Source organism: Terrimonas sp., from assembly GCF_003075435.1.
Lineage (GTDB): Bacteria > Bacteroidota > Bacteroidia > Chitinophagales > Chitinophagaceae > Agriterribacter.
On sequence record NZ_QCZJ01000032.1, the window covers coordinates 41,594 to 60,337 of the forward strand.

Annotated in this window: 12 protein-coding genes; 8 read left to right on the forward strand and 4 right to left on the reverse strand. The window is 41.9% G+C overall.

What is annotated here, in order from left to right; all coding sequences use genetic code 11:
- Window positions 1–33 precede the first annotated feature (33 nt).
- The 8 genes from DC498_RS22715 to DC498_RS22750 all read left to right on the forward strand — a co-directional run bounded on the left by DC498_RS22715 (window position 34) and on the right by DC498_RS22750 (window position 14,986).
- The gene (locus tag DC498_RS22715; RefSeq protein ID WP_116876448.1) at window positions 34–1,224 is read left to right on the forward strand and encodes a FecR family protein; all 1,191 of its coding nucleotides are present in this window, start codon (window positions 34–36) and stop codon (window positions 1,222–1,224) included.
- A gap of 205 nt (window positions 1,225–1,429) precedes the next feature.
- Window positions 1,430–4,843 (forward strand): TonB-dependent receptor, encoded by a 3,414-nt coding sequence (locus DC498_RS22720; protein WP_165813938.1) that lies wholly within the window; start codon window positions 1,430–1,432, stop codon window positions 4,841–4,843.
- A gap of 58 nt (window positions 4,844–4,901) precedes the next feature.
- Complete coding sequence (locus DC498_RS22725; RefSeq protein WP_116876450.1) at window positions 4,902–6,518, forward strand: RagB/SusD family nutrient uptake outer membrane protein; 1,617 nt, start codon at window positions 4,902–4,904, stop codon at window positions 6,516–6,518.
- A 100-nt stretch (window positions 6,519–6,618) separates the two neighbouring features.
- A complete protein-coding gene (locus DC498_RS22730) occupies window positions 6,619–8,307 on the forward strand; it encodes a GxGYxYP domain-containing protein (protein WP_165813939.1) in 1,689 nt (562 codons plus the stop codon).
- 62 nt (window positions 8,308–8,369) lie between these two features.
- A complete protein-coding gene (locus DC498_RS22735) occupies window positions 8,370–9,932 on the forward strand; it encodes a long-chain-fatty-acid--CoA ligase (protein WP_116876460.1) in 1,563 nt (520 codons plus the stop codon).
- 19 nt (window positions 9,933–9,951) lie between these two features.
- The gene (locus DC498_RS22740) at window positions 9,952–12,627 is read left to right on the forward strand and encodes a CocE/NonD family hydrolase (RefSeq protein ID WP_165813940.1); all 2,676 of its coding nucleotides are present in this window, start codon (window positions 9,952–9,954) and stop codon (window positions 12,625–12,627) included.
- Window positions 12,628–12,643: 16 nt separating this feature from the next.
- A complete protein-coding gene (locus DC498_RS22745; protein WP_133176954.1) occupies window positions 12,644–13,888 on the forward strand; it encodes a hypothetical protein in 1,245 nt (414 codons plus the stop codon).
- Between the two features lie 168 nt (window positions 13,889–14,056).
- Window positions 14,057–14,986 carry an alpha/beta hydrolase gene (locus DC498_RS22750; RefSeq protein WP_116876454.1) on the forward strand — a complete coding sequence of 310 codons (930 nt, stop codon included), beginning with the start codon at window positions 14,057–14,059 and terminating at the stop codon, window positions 14,984–14,986.
- Between the two features lie 83 nt (window positions 14,987–15,069).
- Here the strand turns inward: DC498_RS22750 and DC498_RS22755 are convergent, their stop codons facing one another.
- From DC498_RS22755 to DC498_RS22770, 4 genes are all read right to left on the reverse strand, one after another.
- On the reverse strand, window positions 15,070–16,434 hold the full coding sequence (locus DC498_RS22755) for an FGGY-family carbohydrate kinase (protein WP_116876455.1): 1,365 nt from the start codon (window positions 16,432–16,434) through the stop codon (window positions 15,070–15,072).
- 215 nt (window positions 16,435–16,649) lie between these two features.
- Window positions 16,650–17,924 (reverse strand): TIM barrel protein, encoded by a 1,275-nt coding sequence (locus DC498_RS22760; protein ID WP_116876456.1) that lies wholly within the window; start codon window positions 17,922–17,924, stop codon window positions 16,650–16,652.
- Window positions 17,925–17,937: 13 nt separating this feature from the next.
- On the reverse strand, window positions 17,938–18,252 hold the full coding sequence (rhaM, locus tag DC498_RS22765) for an L-rhamnose mutarotase (RefSeq protein ID WP_116876457.1): 315 nt from the start codon (window positions 18,250–18,252) through the stop codon (window positions 17,938–17,940).
- Window positions 18,253–18,334: 82 nt separating this feature from the next.
- Window positions 18,335–18,744: SDR family oxidoreductase (locus DC498_RS22770; protein WP_116876458.1), on the reverse strand; the 410-nt coding region annotated here is incomplete at its 5' end.

Here is an 18,744-nt window from a genome sequence, read left to right on the forward strand (position 1 = left end):
GAATGTTCAATTCAGAATTAAAAAACAGAGAAGATGGAAGAATTAGATGAAAGACTCTACTATCTGATGGATCGCCTTTTCAACAATAGCTGCACACAGGCAGAAAAAGAAGAGCTGGCTTATTGGATAGAAAAAGCACAGGATGATACAAAGCTAAAGCACTATTTGTCGGATATGTGGAACCGGTTTGAACCTTTGGAAGACATGGCTGAAGAAAAAGCAAACCACCTGTTTAGTTCTGTTACCGGGACCAATACACCTGCTGTTCTTCAGTCAAAATCAAAAAGCAGGTATTTGTTGTTTTCAGGCATTGCTGCTGCCTGCATCCTGGTCATAGCCAGCGGAGCTTATATCTTTTTTTCCGGACAATCGAAAATCAATACGACCCACGCAATTGCTGATAAAAAACAAAGTACTGTAAATGACGTTGCGCCGGGGCAATTTAAAGCAAAGCTCACATTATCAGATGGATCACAGGTTGTGTTGGATACGGTTCGGGGACAGATCATTACCGGAGAAGGAGCTGCACAGATAAATACTTCTAACGGTCACCTTTACTACAACATCTCTACGGAAAAACAAAAAGAAACAGTATACAATACACTTGCCACCAACAGGGGAGAACAATATTCCATGACTTTATCGGATGGTACAAAACTCTGGCTGAACGCGGCTTCTTCTGTACGGTTTCCTGTAGCTTTTACCGGCAATTACCGCGATGTGGAAATTACAGGAGAAGTGTATTTTGAAGTAGCCCGCAATAAAGAACAGCCGTTCAGGGTAAAAGCAGGAGAAGAGCAAATTGAAGTACTGGGAACGCATTTTAATATTAATGCCTACAGCGACGAACCTTTTATACGTACTACTTTGATTGAAGGATCGGTGAAAGTGAATCTCGGCACCTCAAGCACTTTACTTAAACCCAATGAGCAGGCCCTTGTAAAAAATGGAGACACTAAAATAAACGTTTCCCCCGCAGACGGGCAGGCTGCTATTGCATGGAAGAGCGGTTATTTTAAACTGACTAATAGCGAAGTATCCGACATTATGCGGCAAATAGCACGCTGGTATGATATTGAAGTAGTCTACAAAGGAAATGTTCCATCCGGTACCATTTCCGGCGAAGTGCCGAGAAGCCTGAACTTATCGGAAGTATTAAAAGTGCTGGTACTAAGCGATGTGCGTTGCCAACTGGAGGGAAAAACACTGATTATTACTAATTGATCATCAGTCTGAATATAAAAACCGTCCTGCGGACAGGCAGGACGGTAAATCGTTCAGGCGACCCACGCTGCATAAGCTGCGTTGGAAAACAACATACCAATTGCCATTGATTGTTTAACCCAAACATTACAAAGTTATGTATTTAACGGCTCTTTGTCACTATCAGTGCATTAATATAAGTGCATTGACCAAAACGGTGCGTATCATGAAATTGACTGCAATTTTATTATTGATTGGTTGTCTTCAGGTATCGGCCAACAGCCATTCACAAACCATTACTCTTTCGGAAAAAAATGCTCCTTTAAAAAAAATTTTCATGGAGATAAAGGCGCAGAGCGGGTACACTTTTGTGTACCGGGACGAATGGCTAAAGCTTGCTAAAAATGTTGATTTAAATCTCCGGAATGTGAATATCAGACAGGCGCTGGACGCATGCTTCAAAGGACAGCCTTTAACCTATACAATTATTAAAACAGCCGTGGTCATACGTCTTCTTGAAAAAAAGGAGGTGCTGGACCAGACGGGTGATTCCTTAGATGCCCCGCCTCCTATTGACATAAAGGGCAGGGTAACGGATGCTGAAGGAAAGCCTTTGGAAGGAGTTTCGGTAACAGTTAAGGGTTCTGCATGGGGGACAAAGACAGATGCGTCAGGATATTTTGTTTTAAATGGGATAGAGGAGAAAAACGTATTGATCTTTTCAATTGTAGGCTATCAAAGCCAGGAAACTATAGTTGGCAAACAGGAGGAACTGAATATAAAACTTATTGTGGTGCAGGAAGTGCTGGATGATGTTGTTGTTATTGGATACGGCTCTGTAAGGAAAGCTGATTTGACCGGTGCTGTATCATCAGTTAAACAGAGTGATATAGGTAATGTGGTTACTTCGGATGTTGGCAGCATGATACAGGGACGTGTTGCAGGTGTAAATGTTGTAAATGCAAACGGAGTTCCGGGAGCAGGAAGTAAAATACTGGTTCGCGGAACCGGAACTTTATATAATGCCGATCCTCTCTATATTATTGATGGTATGCCGGGCAGCTTCTCAGCCATCAATACTTATGATATAGAATCAATTGAAGTGTTAAAAGATGCCGCATCTACAGCTATTTATGGTGCCAGGGCCGCCAATGGGGTAGTATTAGTTACGACTAAAAAAGGGAAAACAGGCCCCTTAAGAGTTACTTTAAATGCATATGCAGGCATAGCACAAACACCCAGAAAACTGCCAATGTTAAACGCAAGTCAATATATTGATTTGGCTGTAGAAACTGATCCTGCTTTCTGGTCAAAAGCAAAACGATTTATGCCTGTTAGTGATGGAGGATTGGGTTACACGGAAGAATGGGCACGTACTTCACGAAATGATATACAGAATGTTTTATTTAAGAATGCACCTCAGCAGGAGTATCATATAAACTTAAGCGGTGGTTCGCCCAATATCAACTACAGTTTTTCCTTAAACTACAGAAACCAGGATGCTATTATTAAAGGCTTCAACCATCAAAGATTAAACATACTCTCTAACATCGAGTATAAATACCGGAGCATCTTCAAAATCGGAAATAATATGAGCTATGCCCGAATTGAAGATAATGGTATTCCTTTTACAGGATATGCTGCTTCTTTAATGTCTGCTTTGAACTATGCGCCCTATATGGATTTATATGATGCGGATAATTCATGGGGGTATTCACAAATGTCCAATGCCCTTGATGCCGGAAGCAGTTTTAACCCTTTACCCGAAATTTTTACCCGGCAACGAATAAGTAAAACAGGGGTATTGCAGAACCAGGTGTATGGAGAAGTGAATATTTATGATGGACTACGATTCAGAAGCCAGTTGATTTACACACAAAGCTCTCCATTTTACCAGGAGTGGTACCCAACCTATGCCCAGGGCGGGTTACAATATCCCGCACAGATAACAAAAAATATAAGCTGGTCACAATCCTCCACATGGGAAAATTATTTTTCCTATGACAAGTCTTTAGGAAAGCATCACATTTCGGCAATGGCAGGGATGTCAGGCTCTAAAGCAACATTCAATAACTCCTATGGAATGGGAGGAATAGGAACCAGTTCTCCCGATCTTCCATGGGAAAACTATAATGTGTTAATGATATCTCAAACACCCACTTCCAGCGTAACAGGAGAAGCAGTAAGCCATTATGCTTATCTGTCTTATTTCGGTCGTATTAACTATTCCTTTTTGAACAGATACCTGCTAACGCTGAATTACAGGCAGGATGCTTCTCCTAATTTTGCACCAGAGAATCGTTGGGGACGTTTTCCTTCAGCAGCATTTGCCTGGAAAGTTAATGAAGAAGCTTTTTTCAGCAATATTCAACAAGTTAATCAGTTAAAACTAAGATTGAGCTGGGGACTCTCAGGCAATGACCGTATTCCCAATTATGGATATTTATCAACATTATTTAAAGGGTATAATTCGGCAGGATTTCCCAACGGAGTTGGCGCGGCTTTCGGGCTTCCTGGAACATGGATACAGGGAACTACTTCTAATGCTTTAGCTTCCGTAGGAATCAAATGGGAAGATTCTGAAGCATATAATATTGGCATTGACCTCGGCATGTGGCAAAATAAGTTTACTGCATCTCTGGATCTTTATATTCGCAACACCAACAATATTCTTGTACAGGTGCCTATTAACCCCTCTGCAGGTATTGATGTTGCTCCTTTTTCCAATGCAGCTTCTGTACGTAACAGAGGATTTGATTTATCTCTGGGATATAATGAGCATATCGGGAAAAATTTCAGGTTCAGCCTTTCCGGCGTAATTGGATATGTTACAAACAAGGTAACATCTCTTGGTACCGGTGAACCAATCTGGAATGCACCACTTGAATCAAGTGAATTCATTACACTCACTACTATTGACAATCCTATTGGCTCATTTTATGGATATAAAATGGATAAAGTGCTTTCTACTACCGCTGAGGCAGAAGTCTATAATACTAAATATGGATTAAGTGCAGCCGCAGGTGATATTGCTTTTAAGGATATTGCAGGACCCAAAGATGCAGATGGTAAGCCTACAGGACCTGATGGAAAAATTGATGATAATGACAGAACGTTCATAGGAAGCCCGATTCCTAAATTTAACTATGGCTTTAATATTAGTGCCTATTATAAAAAGTTTGACCTGAATATAGGAGGAACCGGTATTGCCGGGGTTCAGATATATGATTTCTTTTCTCACACCATTCGCACAACAGAACGATTAAAAAGATGGAGGCAGGAAGGAGATATTACTGATGTGCCAAGAGCCGTAAGTGGTGATAATAACAGGAATGGAAGGGTGTCGGACAGATTTGTAACAGATGGGAGCTTTTTGAAAATAAGAAATATCACATTGGGATATACAATAATTCCCAAAGATTTCAGTGACTACATAGATAATTGCAGGATATATATTACGGTTCAAAACGCATTGTGTTTTACAGGGTATAAAAGCTTCGACCCTGAGTTAGGATCAATGAATGCTAATGGAGGAGGGAACGAGGCTAATTATAATCTTCAGAGAGGCATTGCTGGTCAGTATAACAATTTTCCTAATCCCAGAATTTTTATGCTGGGTGTTAGCCTGTCATTTAAATAGCATATTTCAGAAACTGCTTACAAATAGCCAATTCATCAACTGAATCAAAATTATTTATATGTATTTCTCAAGATTAATCAAAGTAAGAAACATACAGATAAAAAAAGTGTTGTTTGTTATTCTTGTATCTGTATTTTTTTCATGCTCAAAAGACATGGTAAACCTGAATGATCCGCAGAATTTTAATGAAGGCAATTATTTCTCAAATATGAACGAATGCCTTGAGTCGGTAGCGGCAGTTTATTCAAATCTTGTTGATCCAGGACTTGATAAATATTTCTACCATGCTATTGATGCGCTGGGACAGGAAATGGCACTGCTCACCGGAACAGAACCTACTCAGCCTCAGTTCAACAATTATAATGTTGACGCTAATAACCCGATTAATGCATGGATATGGAAGTCACTTTTTCGCCAGGTGTGGCGTGCTTCATTTGCTTTGGAAAAGATCGAAACATGGCAGCCTGTTATCGAATCAGAACAGCAGCAAAAGGAGTATATGATCGGAGAATGCAAATTTTTCAGAGCATGGAGTTATTATTATCTCACACAACTTTATGGCGATGTTCCTATGCATCTTACAGCCAGTGATATTAAAACAAATCCGGCAAAAGCATTAACGCCTGTTGCTCAAATTGGTTCCACTATTATAGAACCCGAATTACTGAGTGCTATACAAATGCTGCCGTCTAAATGGGAGAGTAAATATCTCGGGCGCATAACAAAAGGTGCTGCACAAACTTATCTTGCCAAATATTATATCGGTGCTGCTAAGTTTAATGAAGCTATTACCCAGTTAAATAATGTAATAGATGATGTAACTGCAGGATATACTTATTCTCCTGATTTTTATGGTATGTTTTCTAACGATGACAACCGCATTAATCCGGAGATTATAATGCAAACTATTCATGATGCCAGCGATGCGGCAAGTCTTTGGTTTTATTTTTTGATTGACCTGCATGAGAAGTCCGGAAAGAATTCATACAACAACAAAATGAACTATTATTCACGAAATGACATGTGTGATTTTCCCCTCACTGATGCGGCTGTTTCAAATGCAAATGCCAATCAGTTTGTATATACACTTAATGGAAGTGATTATATTGATCCGCGTGCTGCTATGACTTTTTATGGAGGAACAAATCCCGATGGAACAACGCTTGGCGCTACAACATATATTGGAGGCAATTGGCCTTATGCTCCCCACGAGGAAGGAAAATCAAATACCGGCTACATGCTTAAAAAGTATATGCCTTTTGAAAACGTGAGTGTAATTTCAAGCTTTGGGGGAAATGCCGGAGAAAATTCAACAGTCTGGACACGCTTAACTGATGTTAAATTGTTGCTTGCAGAAGCCAAACTGTTCAGCAATGATATTCCGGGTAGCTTTAACCTCATTAATGAAGTAAGAACACGCCCTGCTGTTGCAGCTGAACCTTATACAAGCCAATTTACAAATGCCGATGATGCCTTTAAAGCATTGATGAAAGAGCGGTATGTAGAACTTTCCTGCGAACAGCATCACTGGTTTGACCTTCGTCGTTGGGATATGCTTGGCAAGATTGATATGACCGCGCAAATTGCTGCGGAGTCTGGTAAAACAATGCCCGCCGCAGCAAAAACACTTCCCCTGCCACAAGGTGAAAAAGATACCAACCCATTTATTGATTAAAAAATCTCTTAGAAAAAATAATTCAGTGCAAGCTAAAAATACATTCAACAAAAATCTCTTTGCAGGGATGATCAAGCCTGTATGTATTTATTTGATGAGTATGTTTCTTATCCTTGAGATTGCGTGTGAGAATAAGCGACATATATACATATACAACCTTATCCGGAAAGAAAACATTGAGAGGTATGATGAGGCTATGCTTGTAGCCTGTTTACAGGGTATTGCCAACAGGCAAAAGCCTGTTGTATACGTAATCTCTGAAAATAATACCCAGCCGGAGTACTGGCTAAAAAAATTCAGTGCTGGAACTGGCTGGCTCCGTGATACAAAAGCAGATACCCTTAAAAGTATGGATGCATTGTTTGAACTTGTCAGGAGCAGGATTAATGGCGCTGTTATATGGGATCCCCATGTGCCCGCTACCATAAATGTAGCCACCACCATTGCCGGTGTAGAAAATGCGGTGGTATTAAGCCCTGAGTTTGCGGAAAAATACCTGGAAAAATGGGGTATTCCTGTTGTCAGGGACCTCAGGGGAATGTTTACCGGAAAGGAATCGGGCAGCGCAAAAAACGATGCCTACAGGTGGGCAATCAAAAACTACCTGAGCAAAGGACGTTGTTATATGCATCGTGTATTTCTTTCGGAGGATGCTTATTCCACAAGAGCCAAAGGCGATATAGGCTATGTAGTTACAAGGGATTGGGCTGTACACAAAGGTTCATTTGTGTTTGATCTTTCTCCCTGGGGGGATGAACAGCCCCAGGACGACCCGGAGCAGCCATTGGGTACGGACCTGGAAACGTATAAAATGATGCTGGGCGAGATATTACGACAAACCGATGGTAAAGAGATGACGGAAATAGCAGGTTTTTTCCCGTTTTCCAAATACAGCAATATGCCCGATCACCCGAGCAGGCATGAAGCTGTTCCAACAGAGTGGGAGTCTGTTTTTTTAATGTCGCCTTATAACTGCTATCAGAATACGGCAGCAAGTTATTGCTTCAATCAGTCATTCCACAGCCAGGCACCGGTAAAAAAGCTGAAACAACATCGCCCATCTGTTGAAAAAAAATTAGAGAACAAAACCTATATATGCATCCTGATGGCAGATTATGATTCCGCTACACCTTTGTACGAATTTTTATATAAGCACTGGGAGGATAAGCAAAGAGGGAAAATACCCTTCATCTGGGGGATAAATCCAAATTTGATTGAAACATATCCTGATATAATAGAATACTTCTACAATACAGTCTCTGAAAATGATTATTTCGGTGCAGATGCCAGCGCCGCGGGATATATCAACCCCAACAGGATTTTACCGCAATACCTCCCATTGTTCATCAGGCACAATCAAAAGTTCTTTAATCAGCTCGATCTGACCATAGCGCCGATGGTTTTAGACTGGGATGAGCCTGCCGACCAGGTAAAAGACGCCTATGCACAGTTTTCGCCCGATGGGTTTGCTACGATCATTTACGACTTTCATACGGAAACCGTAAAACATCCAAAGCCGGAAGTATGGAAGGGTATGCCGGTTATGGACCTGCATAACCATGCCAATGAATTCAAAAGCGTGGGAGAAGCCGCAAAAGCAATGTCAGGCGCCATTCCAACGGGTGAGGCAACGCCGGCATTTCATTTCTTCAGGATCGTATGGACTTCGCCTTCAAATGTAATTGCCGGTATAGAGGAGTTAAAGCGTATACGTCCCGACCTGGATATTGAAGTAACAGACCCTTATAATTTTTTTAACCTCTTTAAGGAATATTACAGCAATAAGTGATCAAACAGAAAACCTTATGCAAACCGCCAAATGAATGTTCAAACACAATATTATTTACTGTTATGGAAATGCCTCTCACTCCGTTAGAATTTTCAAGACGCGCCCGGAAGCTGTATGCCGGCAGGGTAGCGGTGATTGATGGTGAGCTGAAGTATACCTACAGCCAGTTTTTTGATCGTTGCGATCGCTGGTCGTATGCATTGCAACAAATGGGTATTGTGCGGGGAGACCGTGTAGCGTATATAGCTACCAATACACATGCCCAGTTGGAAGCATTTTATAGTGTTCCACAAACCGGGGCGATCCTGGTTCCTGTAAACTACAGGCTCTCCGCCGAAGAGTTTGCTTACATCATCAACCACAGCGGAGCGGTAGCTGTATGTGTACATAGCGATTACCTGACGGCAGTAGAAAACATAAAAGACCAGTTACCGGGTGTAAAGCATTTTATTGCACTGGAAGGAGAAAGAGAAGGATGGGTAAGCTATGAAAAACGCATAAAGCTATCGCGGGTAAAATATGCACCCGTAGACATTCAGGAGCAGGACCTGATTACCATCAACTATACCAGCGGCACAACAGCCCGACCCAAAGGCGTGATGATCACGCACCGGAACGCCTATATGAATTCAATCGGCTCTCTTGTTCATTTTGATCTTTCTGTAAAAGAGCGCTACCTCTGGACCCTCCCTATGTTTCATGCCAACGGGTGGACTTTTGTGTGGACCATCACGGCCTGTGGTGGCACGCATGTCTGCCTGAGAAAGACCGACGCCCAAAGCATTTTCCATTTCATTAACCGGGAAAGCATAACCTTGTTTTGCGCAGCTCCCACGGTATTGATCAGTATTGTTAACGCGCCGGAAGGTTTGCGTAAGCAAGCTCCTGCAGGCATTCGTGTGATTACAGCGGGCGCCCCGCCTGCAGCGGCAACTATTGAGCGCATTGAAAATGAGCTGGGGTGGAATCTTATACAGGTATACGGGCTGACAGAAACGGCGCCTTTTATTTCTATTTGCGAACCACTTCCTGAACACTGCCATCTCACCCCATCTCAACTGGCTGTTATTAAAGCAAGGCAGGGGGTAGAGCTGATCACTTCCGGGGAACTGATGGTAATAGATGGAGAAGACAACGAAGTGCCGCACGATGGTAATACAATGGGAGAAATAGTAGCCAGGGGAAATGTAGTTATGAAAGGCTATTACAACGACCCGGAGGCTACCAACAAAGTGTTGGTAAATGGTTGGTTCCATACCGGGGATATGGCTGTAATACACCCTGATGGCTATATAGAGATACGGGACAGGGCAAAAGATATTATCATCAGCGGCGGTGAGAACATCTCTTCCGTAGAAGTAGAATCGGTTTTATTGCGCCATCCGTCTGTTAAAGAAGTGGCTATTGTAGGGATGCCGCATGAAAAGTGGGGACAGTCACCCCACGCTTTTGTGGTGCTGCACCAGGGATATTCCGTTACGGAAGACAATCTCAGGTCGTTTGTAGGGCAACACCTTGCATCTTTTAAAAAACCGCAGTGGGTAACTTTCGTTAAAGAGCTTCCTAAAACAGCTACCGGGAAGATACAGAAATATGTATTGCGGGGCGGACGATCTAATATTTAATCACAACAACAGGAATGATATGGGTGTATTTAAAATAATGCTGAAAACCACGTACCTGAGCTTGTTGCTATTTTTTGAGGCGTATGGAAACGGGTTACCGATCGACGGGAAAGCCACCAGGGAAACAGTTTATCTATATAAAAACCTTGTGGAACTGTCAAAAAGCGGGCAGTTCCTTTTCGGCCACCAGGATGCATTAGCCTACGGCGTTGGCTGGAAGTCCATACCCGGTAAAAGTGATATAAAAGAGGTGACCGGAGATCACCCTGCCTTGTGCGGCTGGGACCTGGCAGGCATTGAAACAGGAAGCCCGGTAAATATAACCGGTGTTCCTTTTACAGAAATAAAGCAGCATACGGTAGAAGGATATGAACGTGGAGAAATAATTACCTATAGCTGGCACATGATGAACCCGCTGACCGGGGGAGCTGCCTGGGATGCGAAAAAAGGAACGGTTTCTTCTGTTTTGCCCGGTCATGAAAAACATGAAATATACAGGCACTGGCTGGATGCAGTTGCCGGGTTTATGCTTAGCCTGAAAGATAAAGACGGCGTATCAATACCTGTTATCCTCCGCCCTTTTCACGAGCTTAACGGCAACTGGTTCTGGTGGGGAGGAAAGAATACCACGCCAGGTGAATATAAGCAGCTCTGGCAGTTTACCGTAAGTTACTTGCGGGATGAAAAGAACGTTCACAATGTTTTGTATGCCTTCAATACGGATGTATTCAAATCTGAAAATGAATTTTTACAAAGATATCCCGGCAATGAATGGGTGGATATCGTAGGCTTTGATATTTACCAGCAAAAACATCACTCCAACCAATCTTTTGCCCGCAAGCTGGGAAAAGGCCTGGCAATGCTGAATGCTATCGCCTTACAACAAAATAAGATACCTGCGCTAACGGAATTCGGATATAATAAACTGCCCGATGATAAATGGTGGACACAGGTTTTTTCAGAAACGGTAAAAAAGCACAGGCTGGCATATGCGATGTCCTGGCGTAACTCCGGAACAACCGAATACTATGCGCCCTATGCGGGACAGCAGTCTGCTGAAGATTTCAGGTCATTCTACCATTCAGGCATTGCTTTGTTCAGCAAAGAAGCCCGGCGCAGAAAAATGTATCAATCAACGGATTCTTCCACGGTTAAAGTTTTTGAAACCAATATTACTATGGATGACGGGATTGCGCTGAGTACTCGTATTTTTCTGCCAGACACCAATAAAGCCTTTGCCGCGGTATTGATCCGCACTCCTTACAATAAAGAGCTTGAGATGTGGATAGATAAAAGATTTCTTTCCAACAATATCGCGATCATTATACAGGATGTAAGAGGAAAATATAAATCCGGGGGTGCATTTTATCCATTCGCAAATGAAAGAGCAGACGGATTATCTACATTGAGGTGGATAAGAAAACAACCCTGGTCAAATGGCATAGTAGGCGGCTGGGGAGTAAGCTATATGGGCTATACCCAATGGGTGATAGCAGATTCGCTGGATGCGGCCGCGCCACTGCTTACGAGCGACGATATGTATAGCTTCATATACCCGGACGGTGTTCTTTCCTTGCAATCTGCCTTTTTATGGGGGTATGCCAATGCTGCAAAAAGCGGGGAAGACATGTCGGCGGAAAGAGTCCGTCAACGGTTAAGCCGTTTGCCGCTCTCCGTAGCAGCCGACTCTATCGCATTCCTGCTGGACTGGCTGAAGCATGAAAAAAGAGACGGGTATTGGGACAAACTGCAATTTCACGGACCCATTACCTCTCCTGTCATTTCCATAGCAGGCTGGTACGATATTTTTTTGAAAGGCCAGCTAAACGGCATGCAGCAATTAGCGAAGGAGGGAAACCCGCAAAACAAATATATAATCGGACCCTGGGCACATGGACTAACAGGCTATAAAAACGATTACGGAGGAGAAAAGCGAACCGGATCTTACGGGCAAATGAGTTTTGAGTATATGCTGAGCGCTTTGAAAGGCAGGAGCGTCCATCTTCCACCTCCGCTTAAGGAAAGCAGGTTTAATTTATTCATAATGGAAAGAAATGAATATGCAGGTTCAGATGTGTGGCCCCCTGAAGAAACTACCAGCGTTCCTTATTACCTGCAGGCAGATCATTCATTAAGCATTCAGCCTCCGGCAAAAAGCAAAATATATGCTTATACATATGACCCCTCCGATCCTTATCCCAATTATGGCGGGACCTTTTTGGGCGATAGCGTAGGACCGGCTTTGCAAAACAGGAATATCAGCAGGACCGACCAGGTAAATTTTGAAACGCCTGCTTTTGAAGAACCGCTTATATTGTTAGGTCCCATATCAGCTTCTCTTTGGCTGTCAGGCAATACAGACTGTAGTGATATAATCGTATGCCTAGAAGATGTATTTCCCAATGGAAAGATCATTAACATACAGGAAGGCGCTTCAAAAGTTTTTTTTAAAGGCAAAGAAGCGCAAAAACAAGACATTTCCGTATGGGCTACAGGTTACCAGTTAAACCCGGGGCACAAATTGCGGGTAACTATATGCCCGAGTCGTTTTCCCAGGTTTAACAGAAGCCTTAATACCTGCGAGCCCATATACGAAGCAAAACAGGTACATAAGGCAACCCAAAAAATTCATGTTGGACCTGGAACGCCTTCCGGTATTTACCTGCCTGTATATACATTCAATAAACCAAAATAGTTTAAACGAAAATCTTATGACCGTCAATAAACTTTTGTATGTATTTGTATTGATGTGCAGCAACACGTTTGCACAAACCAAGGCGTTTAAAAGTATACGGGATTTTAATGTAACGCCCTCTAATACTGCGGCCGTAAATAAGATCAACCTGCAAAAAGCAATTGACTGGGCTTCCCGGAAAGGCGCTGCCTTATTTGTAGAGCCCGGTGAGGAACCCTATGCCGTTGATGGCGGAATTATCCTTAAACCCAATGTATCGCTGATTGGCGCCAATGGACCCGTTCCAGGGGGAACTTCTCATCCTTCAAAAAAGCAACCTGTGGGCAGTGTATTTAAGATCACAGATAAAACAAATTCCTTCATTACCGTAGAATCTGCCACACAAATCAAGGGTATACAATTTTGGTATCCTGACCAAACGCTTACCGATGCAAAAGTAATCATTCCTTATCCCGCCACTATTCAAAATGCAAAAAACAAGCTGGTGGAAGGTGTATACCTCTCCTGCCTGACTTTTTATGGAGAATACCTCGCTATGGACTTTACTGCAAGCCTGCGGCACCCGGTGGCGCTGGTAATATCTGAGCATTGCTACGGGTATCCTTTAAGCGGTGAATTTATCCGCATCAGCCATTGTTATGATATACCACGCATATTGCATTGCCATGTGAACCCTGCACTTCAACGGTTGTTTAAAGGAGATTACTCCCCTGCGGTTATCGACGCGGTGGTGGCACAAAAAACCTATGCCTATGCTATTGACTATACAGACAATGCCCAGTTGATGGACCTCTTCACGTTTGGAACCTACGGCGGTATTATGCTCGGCGGCGATACCTACGGACAACTGACCAACTTTAATTTTGATTGTGTAGCCACCGGCATTTATAAAAAGGGAAGCCAGGCAGTGAACAGGAACTGGCAGATATCACAGGGTTCCATCATTTCAAACACCGGGGAAAAAGTAAATGACCTGCATCCTGTTATTATAGAAGGAGAAGGGCACACTTCTTTAAGCAATGTTGAGATCTTTTCCGGCCCAAACCTGGCCCTGACCACTGTACCCGAACATCAATCCTGGGATTATTTACTGGTAAGAGGAAACAAAAAACTCACTGTAACCCTTACGGGGTGCAGAATGGTAAAATACATGGCTGATAATCCCATAAGTGTAGAAAATAAAGCTGCTGTTATACAGGTAATAGGTTGTGTAGACAAAAACCAGGCGCCGTTAAATTGTATAATCAATGAGCAGCCATGATACTGTTTATTAACTATACTGACGTACCTGGCGCTTCTTTGCGGCTTTGCGTAGAAGATAAGTAGCCATTCACGCAAGGACACAAAGTTTGCCGCAGAGAGCGCAAAGTGCCATCAGTTTTTTTTGTGTACTTATTTGGCTTGTTGCCGGACATTTAATTATTTAAAAATGAAAAAGTATATTTTTCTTTTATTGACATTTACGATCGTTGCACTCAACAATACTATTGCACAACAGAAGGTTACGCGCCTATCAGATGTTGTTTATGACCACAGGGATGGAATGGCTTTTGTTTTTGACGTGATCCGCCCTGTAAAACAAAATGGAGCGGCTATTTTATACATCTTAAGCGGAGGATGGGTATCAAGAGATGCCACGAGTATATCCACCGGTTCCTACAGATCGTATACTGATAAAGGGTATACTGTTTTTATTATCAGCCATGGGTCTCAGCCGAGATATAATATCCCGGAGATATTCAGCCAGGTGCAACGTGCCATAAAATTTATCCGGTACTATGCAGGCAAATATGGCATTGATCCGGAAAAGCTGGGCGTAATGGGGCATAGTGCCGGCGGTCATTTGTCTGTTTCATCAGCCGTTTTTGGAAAGGAGGCCATGACAGAAGAAGCATACAGAAAGGAATATAATGTTCCCAAAGAAGATAAGGTTGATGCTGTTAACCTTGTTTCCAGTAAGATCCGCGCAGTGGCCTGTTTTTATCCTCCTACCAACTTCATTCAATATGCCGACGCCGATTCCAACTGGTTTGATTTTCCTAAAGTAAGGAATGTTTCTGCTAATGGTTCCTTTATTGCCACGCCGGATAGTTGCAGGGATTTCCAAAACAAAATACTCAGATCAATTTCCCCATACTATTTCATTACAAAAAACACGCCTCCTGTTTTAGTCATCCACGGAACCGATGATGGTCTGGTGCCGTATAGCCAGTCTGTTTCATTGATTGCTGAACTGAAAATGCATGATGTTCCCTGCAGGTTGATCTCCAAGCAGGGAAAGGATCATGGTTGGCCTTATGAAAAGCAGGATGAGGATGCCTGTATTGCCTGGCTTGACAAATATTTATCGGGAAAATGATGAAACAGAATATATAAAGCTCTTTCTATACGAAGTTTCCAACTTCGTATTCCCTATGTTCTTCCGGAACTTAGTCCCGAACCTTACTTATTACTATGATAATACATCAAATCAATGATGCTGGCAGGAAGCTCCTTAGTATTCCAATGTTCGTGGATTGACAAAGCGGTACCCATAGATGTAGCCTGGGCTACAGATGCTGCGTATACTTCAATATTAGGAAATGCATCTGCAAGCAAGTGCATATACACAGGGTTCTTACCAAAACCTCCATCTACAAAAATGCGTTTTACTTCACGGCTTCCTTCAAGTACTAATTTTGTAGAAATAACCTGCTTGTAAATAATATCTGCAATAAGTTGATGATAGGCATGTTCATAATTTGAAAACAAATTAATATCCCTGGAAGGAAAAGCTGTGATTTGCCCATCAGAGAGATTAAAGCCTGATTGATCATTAGTTAAGCGGTCAATAATACTGTTATCGAATTTTACTGTAGTATAATAATTAGCGGGCTTATTAAAATGTGTTGCCAATAATTTAACCTGCTGCTCATGTTCATAGCCTGCAAATAATCGAGAAGCTTTAACCGGTTGCTTTTTGTAAGTAAGATAACATAAGCAATCTTGTTTCAGTTGCTCTTCGGTTAAAGGAGTATCATTAAAAGGATTCAGGCTTATTGCCCATGTACCTGTAGATAATAAAATGAATGGCTCTTTAAAATTCAGCAAATAAGGAATCAGTGCTGCTGAGCTATCATGTAGTCCGATACCCATTTTTACTGTTCCTTTTTGTATTGCAATATCTATAGCATCGTCAGCAGATTGTATAGGTGCTAACTTATCTGCAATTCCTTCTTTCGTCACCCATTCATGATATTGCATGGTAGTAAAATCCCACAGCATGGTATGACAACCAATACTGGTAATATCAGATGAAAACATTCCGTTAAGCAGCGAACTGATATATTGAGGTAAATGCAGGGAGTATTTTATTTTCTTAAAAACCTCTGGCTTGCTTTTACTGATATTATACAATAACATACCTGAATTTAAACTACCTAATACCGGAGACGCTGTATGCTGCGACACCTTAACAACACCTCCATACTTTTCGTAAAATGCTTTTTGTAAATCTTCAGGATATGGTTTAAGATAATTGTATAATGGTGCAACGGGTTTTCCTTTTTCATCTATATGAACTAAACTTGCTCCGTAAGCCGTTACATTTACCGCCACAATATCAAACTCCTTTAATTGCTGTATTTCCTCAAATGATTGCTTTACCCAATTGGTGAGCGCCTGCACATCTTCACACATATCTCCATCATCATCCTGTATTTCTGTAAGATTGGTACTTTTTTCATATACAATCTCATAATCTTCATTAAACAGAAATACTTTTTTATTTGTTTTTCCTATGTCGTATATCGCTATTACGGGGATCATTGTTTGAGAATGCCGGAATTTGAAATTTAATATTTAAACCCTGCCTACCGACAGGCACTACAACACAAAGCCACAAGGTTCGCAAAAATATTTTTACGTTTAAAAACTTCCAGTTTCAGTTTTGCGTTTTTACATTTCGCCTCTCACTTTTCACCTTTGCTTGTTCTTCATTCACCCCTGCACCATTCTTACCACATACCACCAATCACTTACTACTACAATCCTGTTGCTACTGTTTTTGCTCCACGATTCTTAATTAATTTTGCTCTCACTTTTTCGTTGCGGAAAAAGCCCACAGGATCAAGTACACCGCCTGCACGTAACCGGGCTTCAGCAACCAGGGATCTTAAATCTGTACGGAAGGTATTCTGTAATATTTCCTGGGCAGCTACCACGTCATTATTTTGTTGAGCTTCCTTCAGCGCTTTTCTATCAACACTTAAAGCTTGTGCATACGATAACATAATTGCTTCAACAGACTGCAATAAATCTTCCAGGGGATCTTTTACATTATGCGAGGCATCAATCATCCAGCCCATGTCTGTAACATGATCCATTCCTTTGGCATCCATTCCTTCCACTAATTCATTAAATATGAGGAATAGCTGGTAAGGCTTAATACTTCCTGCAGTTAAATCATCATCGCCATATTTAGAATCGTTGAAATGGAACCCACCCAACTTTTCTTCCATCAATAACAAAGAAACAATTTGTTCGATATTAGCATTGGGTAAATGGTGACCAAGATCAACCAAGGTATATGCTTTTGGACCAAGTTTGCTTGCATATAAATATGATTGCCCCCAATCGCCAACTGTGGTAGAGTAGAAATTAGGTTCAAAAGCTTTGTACTCTACAAATATTTTCCAGTCGTCGGGCAATGCTTTGTATATCTCCTGCAATCCGGCTAACGTATGTTGAAAAGCTTCCCTGAAATTTAACTGACCGGGAAAACAAGAGCCGTCAGACAACCAAACGGTTAATGATGTTGACCCTAATTCAACACCATATTTTATCACCTCAATATTATGATCAATGGCCTGTTGACGAACAGCTTTATTTACATTTTGCAGTGAACCAAACTTATAACTCAATGCCTGATCAGGTTGATCCTGGAAAGTATTGGAGTTCATTGCATCGAACCGCAAACCATTTTGTGCGGCAAGCGCTTTAATATGCGAGGCGTTCTCCGGAATATCCCATGGAATATGCAAAGAAATAGCCCCACTGGACTGGTTCAGCTTATGCAGCAAACCTATATCTTCTATTTTTTCTTCAAGGTTGCGCGGTTCACCGCCGCCTGAAAACCGACCGAACCTTGTACCCCCGGTACCCAAAGCCCAACTGGGTATTGCTACCTGAAACTCTTTTAATTTAGCTATTATCTTTTCTGCATTCGTTATAGTTGAAACAGTATAATCGAGCCTGCGCTTATGATCGTTCAGCAAGCCCTCATTATAATTATCTATGCTATATTTCTCTACTTGCATATTTTAAAATATTTTATGGCATGTAAAAAACTTCTTTTAAAGGAACACTAACTGGTGAAGCATCAGGATTGGTTTCCATGATATCCTTCATATAGTTCCACCATTTTTGCATTACAGGGTGTTTGGGTAAATCATCCAAAGCGGTGTTATCATTTATTTGTAAATATCCAAAGAGATTATTGGTACGCTCATCCAAGAAAATGGAATATTCCTGTACGCCTGTTTGCTTTAATAATGCCTGCAATTCAGGCCAAATTTCGTCGTGGCGTTTTTTGTATTCCGCCTCGTACCCTTTATGTAGTTTTAATATGAAAGCCTGGCGTTGCATGTTATTGTTATGTTTTTGCCTAAAACCTATAAGGTTTGCAGGGCAGACAGGCAGCGCTGCAAACCTTATAGGTTTAAATACTTTATCTCACAAAAGCCATCGCCACACCTCCGTCAACATTCAGCACATTACCTGTTGATTTATTCAGCAACCCGCCCACAAAGGCAAAACATGCATTGGCAATATCTTCCGGTAAAATAATTTCATTAAGCAATGTGCGGCCTGCATAGTATTTAGGCAGCTCTTCTACTTTTATACCATACGCTTTTGCACGACCTTCAGCCCAGCCGCCGCTCCATATATTACTGCCGGAAATCACAGCATCTGGATTTACTACGTTCACCCTTATATGGTCTTTTCCAAGTTCGGCCGCATTCAGTCTTGACAAATGCAACTGCGCAGCTTTTGCAGAACCATAACCGGCATTATTCGGCCCGCTTACCAATGCGTTTTTACTTACTATATTCAATACATCACCACCCAGGTTTTGTT